The organism is Thermomicrobiales bacterium (assembly GCA_041390825.1).
Classification (GTDB): Bacteria; Chloroflexota; Chloroflexia; order Thermomicrobiales; family UBA6265; genus JAMLHN01.
Genome location: JAWKPF010000034.1, coordinates 39,768 through 46,105, shown reverse-complemented (window position 1 = coordinate 46,105; position 6,338 = coordinate 39,768). Strand labels below are relative to the sequence as shown.

Below are 6,338 nucleotides of genomic sequence, written 5' to 3'. Positions count from 1 at the left end.
GTTGTCCTGCCGATGCAGGATCGAGCGAATCGGCTTGGCAATATCCGCCGGGGAGAGCGCTGCGGTTGCGACCTGATAGAGCAAGGGTTGGAACGTGTGATGATTGCGGCGATCCACAACGATGATCTGGACTGGAGCATTCTTCAGCGCCTGCACAACGCGCAATCCGCCGAACCCGGCCCCAACCACCACCACGCGTGGCTGTTTGGGTGTTGTCGACATCTCTCAAGCTCCAGCAACCAAGAACCGCCGAGGCAGTTCACCTAGACATGAATGAGCTCTGTCTCGATTTCGCCAACGACGCCGAGTTCGAGATTGCGTTCGATGAACTGAATGATCGTCGCAAGCATTTCGTCGGCATGCGATGCCTGATTGCTGATGCAAACAATGCCCAGCGTGGCGACCCGCATGTCGTCCAGGTCGTCCACCTCGGCGATGCCGGCGTTGAACTGATTGCGCACCTTCGCCGTGATCGACCGTACGACCTGCCGCTTGTCCTTCAGCGAGAACGAATAGTCCAGGGAGAGGGTGACATGCGCGACGCCGATGATCGAGGCCATCTCCGGGTTACTCCCCCGCGGTGACGACCAGCGTGGTCAGCTCCCCGCTCGATCCCCACCACCACGTCAATCCCAGCCGCTCGGCGACTGGCGCGGCCACATCGTGGTACGTCTCGGCCAGCGAGCAATCGGCATCGAGCTCGGCGCACAGCGCCTCGTTCGGGAACCCGGAAATTACGGCTTCGGCGCGGCCCGCCTCCAGCTTGGTGGAATGAACCTGCGCGCCGATCGATTTGTAGTTGGTCAGCACGGCATCGAGGAACACCGCGGGATCGTGCGCCATCGAATCGTCCCAGGAGTTCGCATAGACATGCCCCAAATACGCCGACCATCCATCCAGCGGAATGCCTGCCTGCGCCAGATAGCTGGTAGTGGCAATGATCAGCGCTTGCGCATTCGCTCGCGCCAAATCGAGCAGTTCCTCGACCGATTCGTTTGTGCCCACCTTTGCCTCGACTCGCTCCATCTTTCCACGAGATTTTGCTCATTGTACCCATCATCGACCTGAAAGAATCGGTTCCGGACCGAACGACAAGACGCAGTTGCATCGTGGCTCAGGCGCAAGAATCCGGGTGGCGGCAACGTGCTGAACTGCGCCGCTGAAACAGATCACGTTAGGCGACCAGAAATCCCTGTCTGGACAGAAGCCAGTCAAAATTCACATAATTGAGTCGCACACACAAACGTTTCGCCGCGTACCAATGCGAATCCGCGAGGAGCCATTCCATGACTGGCCCCGGCGAACGAGCCATTTCTCCACCAATCCGGCAAGACATACCCGGCGCGCATCGGATCGTTGGACGAACGAATGAACGGGGTCTCCTTTCTGATGCATTGCAGGCCGCATCGAATGGAACCGGGCGGCTCATCCTCCTGAGCGGAGAAGCAGGAATCGGGAAGACATCGCTGGCCCGCGATCTGGCGATCGAAGCTGAGGCGACCGGCATCCAGTTCGAAACCGGTCACTGCTTCGATGTATCCAGTGCCCCGCCTTATGGACCGTGGCTCGAGGTCTTTCGCAGACATCGCAGCGATACGAGTTGGCCGGATCCTCCAGCTGCGTTTCGAAACGGGGAGTTGGGTCCGGTTCCGGATCAGGCGGCATTGTTCGCGGAGGTTCGGAGTTTTTTCGAAGACCTTGCCGCCAGCCTGCCACTTTTTCTGCTGCTCGAGGATCTTCACTGGGCCGACCCGGCCAGCGTCGAGCTTCTTCGCTCATTGGCCCCTGCGCTCGCCGATATGCCGATGCTCGTCATTGCCACCTACCGGCACGACGAACTACCTCGGCGCCATACCTTCGCGCAGATGTTGCCCGCGCTTGTACGAGAGGGAGACTCGCTTCGGCTCGAACTCAAGCGGCTCGACGGCAGTGCCCTGCTCCTCTTGATCAGGCACGAGTATCGCCTCTCGTCGGCCGATGCTGTTCGGTTGAGCGCATATCTCGAACGGCACACCGATGGCAATCCATTCTTTGCCGTAGAACTGCTTCGATCGCTGGAAGAAGCGGGGCTGCTTCGAGTCGGCAGCGACATCTCACAGCTCGGGGAGCTTGCCCGCGTTGTCGTTCCCTCGTTGATTCAGCACGTAATCGACAGCCGAGTCACCCGAATGGGAGAAGCCACGCGGGGTCCGCTGGAGATCGCCGCCGTGATCGGCCAGGAGGTGCCGCTGGCGCTGTGGGCAGCGCTCGCCGATCTCGAAGACGAGGCATTGCTCGCGATCGTCGAGCGGGCTGCCGCAGCCCATCTCATCGAGGCCATGCCCAACGGGACCCATGTCCGCTTCGTGCATGCGCTTACCCGGGAGGCGATCTACGAGGGGATTCTGCCTCCCCGCCGACGCCTATGGCACGAGCGCATCGCCGAGGTGATGGCATCGGAACCGAACCCGAATCCGGACGCCGTCGCGCTGCACTTTCAGCTCGCGGGCGACATTCGGGCGGTCGAGTGGCTGCAACGCGCAGCCGATCAGGCGCAGCGCGCATACGCATGGCTGACCGCCGCGGAACTCCTTCGTTCCGCAGCCAACATCATCAAGGCAATGGAGGGCCAGAGCTCCACATACAACCGACTCATCCTGCGAATCTCGTATCTACTTCGCTTCTCCTATCCAGCCGAAGCCGCGGAACTCTTGAATGAGACTGACGAGCGTGCGGCCCGCTCCGGCGATCATATTGCCTCCGCGCTGATTTCCCATCTTCACGGTGTCTTGCTTTGCTACTCAGATCACTTTCGCGCTGGAATCGAGCACCTTTCCACCGGATTGCAAACACTGCTTGACCTTTCGATCGATGCGAATCAGGTGACCAAAATGGTCACGATGTGGTTGACGAACACAATTTCCGAAATGCCAGCCTTCGATCGCGCGGCAGTTGTCTCCGTAGAGCGAACCTTGCATGCGGCTGGGTTCCACACACTCAGCGGAGCTGACTTGTGGTACTTCACATCGACCGGACAAGCCCAGGTGGCGATCGAACGGCAGCGTCAGTTCCTGGCGATGCTCTCGGGCCTTCCATCGATTCCCAGTTTCACCGACGCGATGCGTGCGTTCCTGCTAAACGGACAAGCGGCAGCGCATGCAGCACTCGGCGAGGCCGACATCGCCAGCCAGCATGGACATGAAGCCGTACGGCTCTTCGGCTCGGTGGGCCATCACATGCTCGTGGCCTTCACATTGCTCGGTCTGCTTCGGGACGTGGAGCTCACCTGTCGCGCTCGAAATCCGTCCCTTAGGCGACAACGCGCCGAAGAAGCAGCCGCAGCGCTCGCGCGCGCCGGGGGAGCGCTCCGGCCAGGAGTGTCCCCGCGGCTCGCCTTCCTGGGATGCTTTGTCGTGGACGGACGATGGAAGGACGCCGATGAGATTCTCCGCGATCTCCCCGACCCTGGAAACGTCTATCTGCGCCGTGAAGTCACGACCACGAACGCGTTCCTCGCCCGTCAACGCGCTGAACCGCTATCCGCCTGGAATGAGATTCTGAGGTTGCTGCCAGAGGGAGACCGAACGGAGCCCGGCGATACCTTGTTTCTCGAAGGATTGTTCCTGCAGCGCCTGGCCGCGGAACTCTGCATCGACGCAGGCGATCTCGACGGAGCCCGCGGTTGGCTGGAAGCACACGACCGCTGGCTCGCTTGGGGCACAACGGTGCTGGGACGCGCCGACGGTCAGCTCATGTGGGCCATCTGGCATCAGGCAGTTGGCGATGTGGCCGCGGCTCGAGACTGCGCCGCGCAGGCAGTGTCGCTTGCGTCGTCCCCGGATCAACCGTTGGTTCTGCTTGCCGCGCACAGGATCATGGGAGAGCTGGAAGCAACCTCCGGCAACCCGGATTCCGCCGAATCGCACCTGGAAGTGTCGCTCGCGCTGGCCACCGCCTGTGACGCCCCGTTCGAACGCGCCCTGACGTTGCTCGCGCTCGCGAAGTTTCGAATGGAGATGAAACAGGCAATGCCCGTTGAGCCACTCCTGGACGAAGCCCGGGCAATCTGTGAAGGCCTTGGAGCGGTTCTCGTACTCGCGCGCATCGCCGAACTGACGAACAGGCTAACTGCGTCGAAGCCAGGATCGACGCATCCAGCCGGACTGACAGCCCGCGAGCAACAGGTGCTGCTCCTCGTCGCTGCGCAGAAGACTGACAAGGAAATTGCCGAAGCGCTTTTCATCAGTCCGCACACGGCGTCAACCCACGTCAAGCACGTGCTTGCCAAACTCGGCGTCAGCAGTCGCCGTGAAGCCGCCGGGTATGCGGCGTCCCTCGAGAATACTGACCCGGATACCTAATCGATGGTCGCGGAAATACCTAGTGACGGGTGATGTCCGAGGCCCGTTTCTCGCTGATGATGGTTCTGGGATCAGGATGCCGCTGATCCACCGAATGCATCCGATCCGCACGGGACATGCGCTCCGGTGCGAGATCACTCACAGCGAGTAGCAGCACAATGCAACAGGTCTTCCATGGAAACTGCGCGCTCTACAGTGATTTCGTCGCCGCGCAGCAACGACAGAACGCCGATCTCGCCCGGGCGGCCCGTCGCCGCATGATGCATGAACACCAGGCAACATCATCGATCGACACAACGCTGCGCCATCGGATCGGAGCACTCTTGATCGAAATGGGAACAAGACTCGGCGGGGTTCCGGCCACCAGAACGACAAACGCAATGCCGATCACCGGGTAGCAGACCCCCATGAGTCACTGGATAAACATGCACTGAATCGACCCAATCGCGTCGTACGAGAATTCAGGAGGAGCACCATGACAACTGCAACCTTGACCCGTTCTCCGAACCTGTCCAGCGAAGCGATCCAGCGCCTCACCAGCACGATCCGGGGTGAGGTCTTCACCCCGCAAGACGACCGCTATGACGAAGCGCGTTCCATTTACAACGCCATGATCGACAAACGCCCTGCATTGATCGTGCAGTGTGCCGATGCCGCGGACGTGATCGCCACCGTCGATCTCGCGCGCGAGACCGGCATGCTGCTGGCGATCCGGGGCGGAGGGCACAATGGTCCTGGCCTGGGCACCTGCGAGGGTGGCATCGTGATCGATCTCGCGCCCATGAACGGCGTTCGGGTCGATCCGGTTGCCCGCACGGTGCGGGTCGAAGGCGGCTGCAGATGGGGAGATGTCGACCACGCCACCCACGGTTTTGGCATGGCCACTCCCAGCGGCATCATTTCGACCACGGGGGTCGGCGGTCTCACCCTCGGCGGCGGGCTCGGCTATCTGACCCGGTCTTGTGGATTGTCGATCGATAACTTGCTCGAGGCCGATGTCGTGCTGGCGGACGGTTCGTTTGTGACCGCCAGTCCCGAGTCCTACCCGGATCTTTTCTGGGCGTTGCGGGGAGGCGGCGGCAACTTCGGTGTCGTGACCTCCTTCCTCTTCCGCCTACACCCGGTCGACACGGTCTACGCGGGTCCCATTTTCTGGCCAGTCGAGCAGACGACCGAAATCCTCACCTGGTATCGCGATTTCATCGTACAGGCGCCCGATGACCTGAATGGCTTTTTCGCGTTCCACATCGTCCCGTCGTCCGAACCGTTCCCACAGGAGCTTTGGGGTCGCAGTATCTGCGCCATCGTCTGGTGCTATCTCGGCTCGCTCGATTCGGCGGAAGAGGTCTTCGCGCCGGTACGGTCCATGTTCGGGACGCCACTTCTGGATTGGGTCGGGCCGATGCCGCATCCCACCATGCAATCGCTTTTTGATGGTCTCTACCCACCTGGCGACTACTGGTATTGGAAGGCTGATTTCGTCGATGAGCTTTCAGATGAAGCGATCGCCCTGCATGCCGATTTCGGCTCACGTTTGCCAACCGCCAAGTCAGGAATGCACCTCTATCCCATCAATGGTGTCGCCGGACGCATTGCGCCCGATGCGACCGCCTGGAACTACCGCACGGCCAATTGGGGTCAGGTGATGGCGGGCATCAGCTCCGACCCGGCCGATATCCCGGCAATGACTGCCTGGGCGCGCTCGTATTGGGAAGCGTTGCATCCGTACTCGGCTGGCGGAGCCTATGTCAACATGATGATGGACGCCTCCGATGAGGGCGCCGATCGGGTCCGCGCCAGCTACGGTCCCAATTACGAGCGTCTCACCAGGATCAAGGCCAAGTACGATCCCGGCAATCTCTTCCGGGTCAACCAAAATATCCCGCCCGCCAACTAAGCACTCGTCCCACGGCGAGCCAGCCACCTGCCGGTGACGAGCTCGCCGTGGGAAACAGCTCCTGTGGTAGGGTGTGCATGCCGAAGGGGCGAGGTGATGCA

At 61.2% G+C, this 6,338-nt stretch carries 6 protein-coding genes; 3 read left to right on the top strand and 3 right to left on the bottom strand.

What is annotated here, in order from left to right; all coding sequences use genetic code 11:
- From R2855_16355 to R2855_16345, 3 genes are all read right to left on the bottom strand, one after another.
- A partial coding sequence (locus R2855_16355) for an FAD-dependent oxidoreductase (protein MEZ4532566.1) occupies window positions 1-222 on the bottom strand: 222 nt, incomplete at its 3' end.
- Window positions 223-263: 41 nt separating this feature from the next.
- Complete coding sequence (locus R2855_16350; GenBank protein MEZ4532565.1) at window positions 264-560, bottom strand: DUF503 domain-containing protein; 297 nt, start codon at window positions 558-560, stop codon at window positions 264-266.
- A 7-nt stretch (window positions 561-567) separates the two neighbouring features.
- Window positions 568-1,005 (bottom strand): hypothetical protein, encoded by a 438-nt coding sequence (locus R2855_16345; protein ID MEZ4532564.1) that lies wholly within the window; start codon window positions 1,003-1,005, stop codon window positions 568-570.
- A 281-nt stretch (window positions 1,006-1,286) separates the two neighbouring features.
- Between R2855_16345 and R2855_16340 the strand changes: the two genes are divergently transcribed.
- From R2855_16340 to R2855_16330, 3 genes are all read left to right on the top strand, one after another.
- Window positions 1,287-4,340, top strand: a complete 3,054-nt coding sequence (locus R2855_16340) for an AAA family ATPase (protein MEZ4532563.1) — start codon at window positions 1,287-1,289, stop codon at window positions 4,338-4,340.
- A 158-nt stretch (window positions 4,341-4,498) separates the two neighbouring features.
- On the top strand, window positions 4,499-4,738 hold the full coding sequence (locus tag R2855_16335; GenBank protein MEZ4532562.1) for a hypothetical protein: 240 nt from the start codon (window positions 4,499-4,501) through the stop codon (window positions 4,736-4,738).
- Window positions 4,739-4,815: 77 nt separating this feature from the next.
- Complete coding sequence (locus tag R2855_16330; protein MEZ4532561.1) at window positions 4,816-6,237, top strand: FAD-binding oxidoreductase; 1,422 nt, start codon at window positions 4,816-4,818, stop codon at window positions 6,235-6,237.
- Window positions 6,238-6,338: the final 101 nt, after the last annotated feature.

Bases quoted from the DNA above. Each gene is read 5' to 3' on its own strand.
- R2855_16350 (MEZ4532565.1), bottom strand. From the start codon at position 560: ATGGCCTCGATCATCGGCGTCGCGCATGTCACCCTCTCCCTGGACTAT.
- R2855_16335 (MEZ4532562.1), top strand. From the start codon at position 4,499: ATGCAACAGGTCTTCCATGGAAACTGCGCGCTCTACAGTGATTTCGTC.
- R2855_16330 (MEZ4532561.1), top strand. From the start codon at position 4,816: ATGACAACTGCAACCTTGACCCGTTCTCCGAACCTGTCCAGCGAAGCG.
- R2855_16340 (MEZ4532563.1), top strand. From the start codon at position 1,287: ATGACTGGCCCCGGCGAACGAGCCATTTCTCCACCAATCCGGCAAGAC.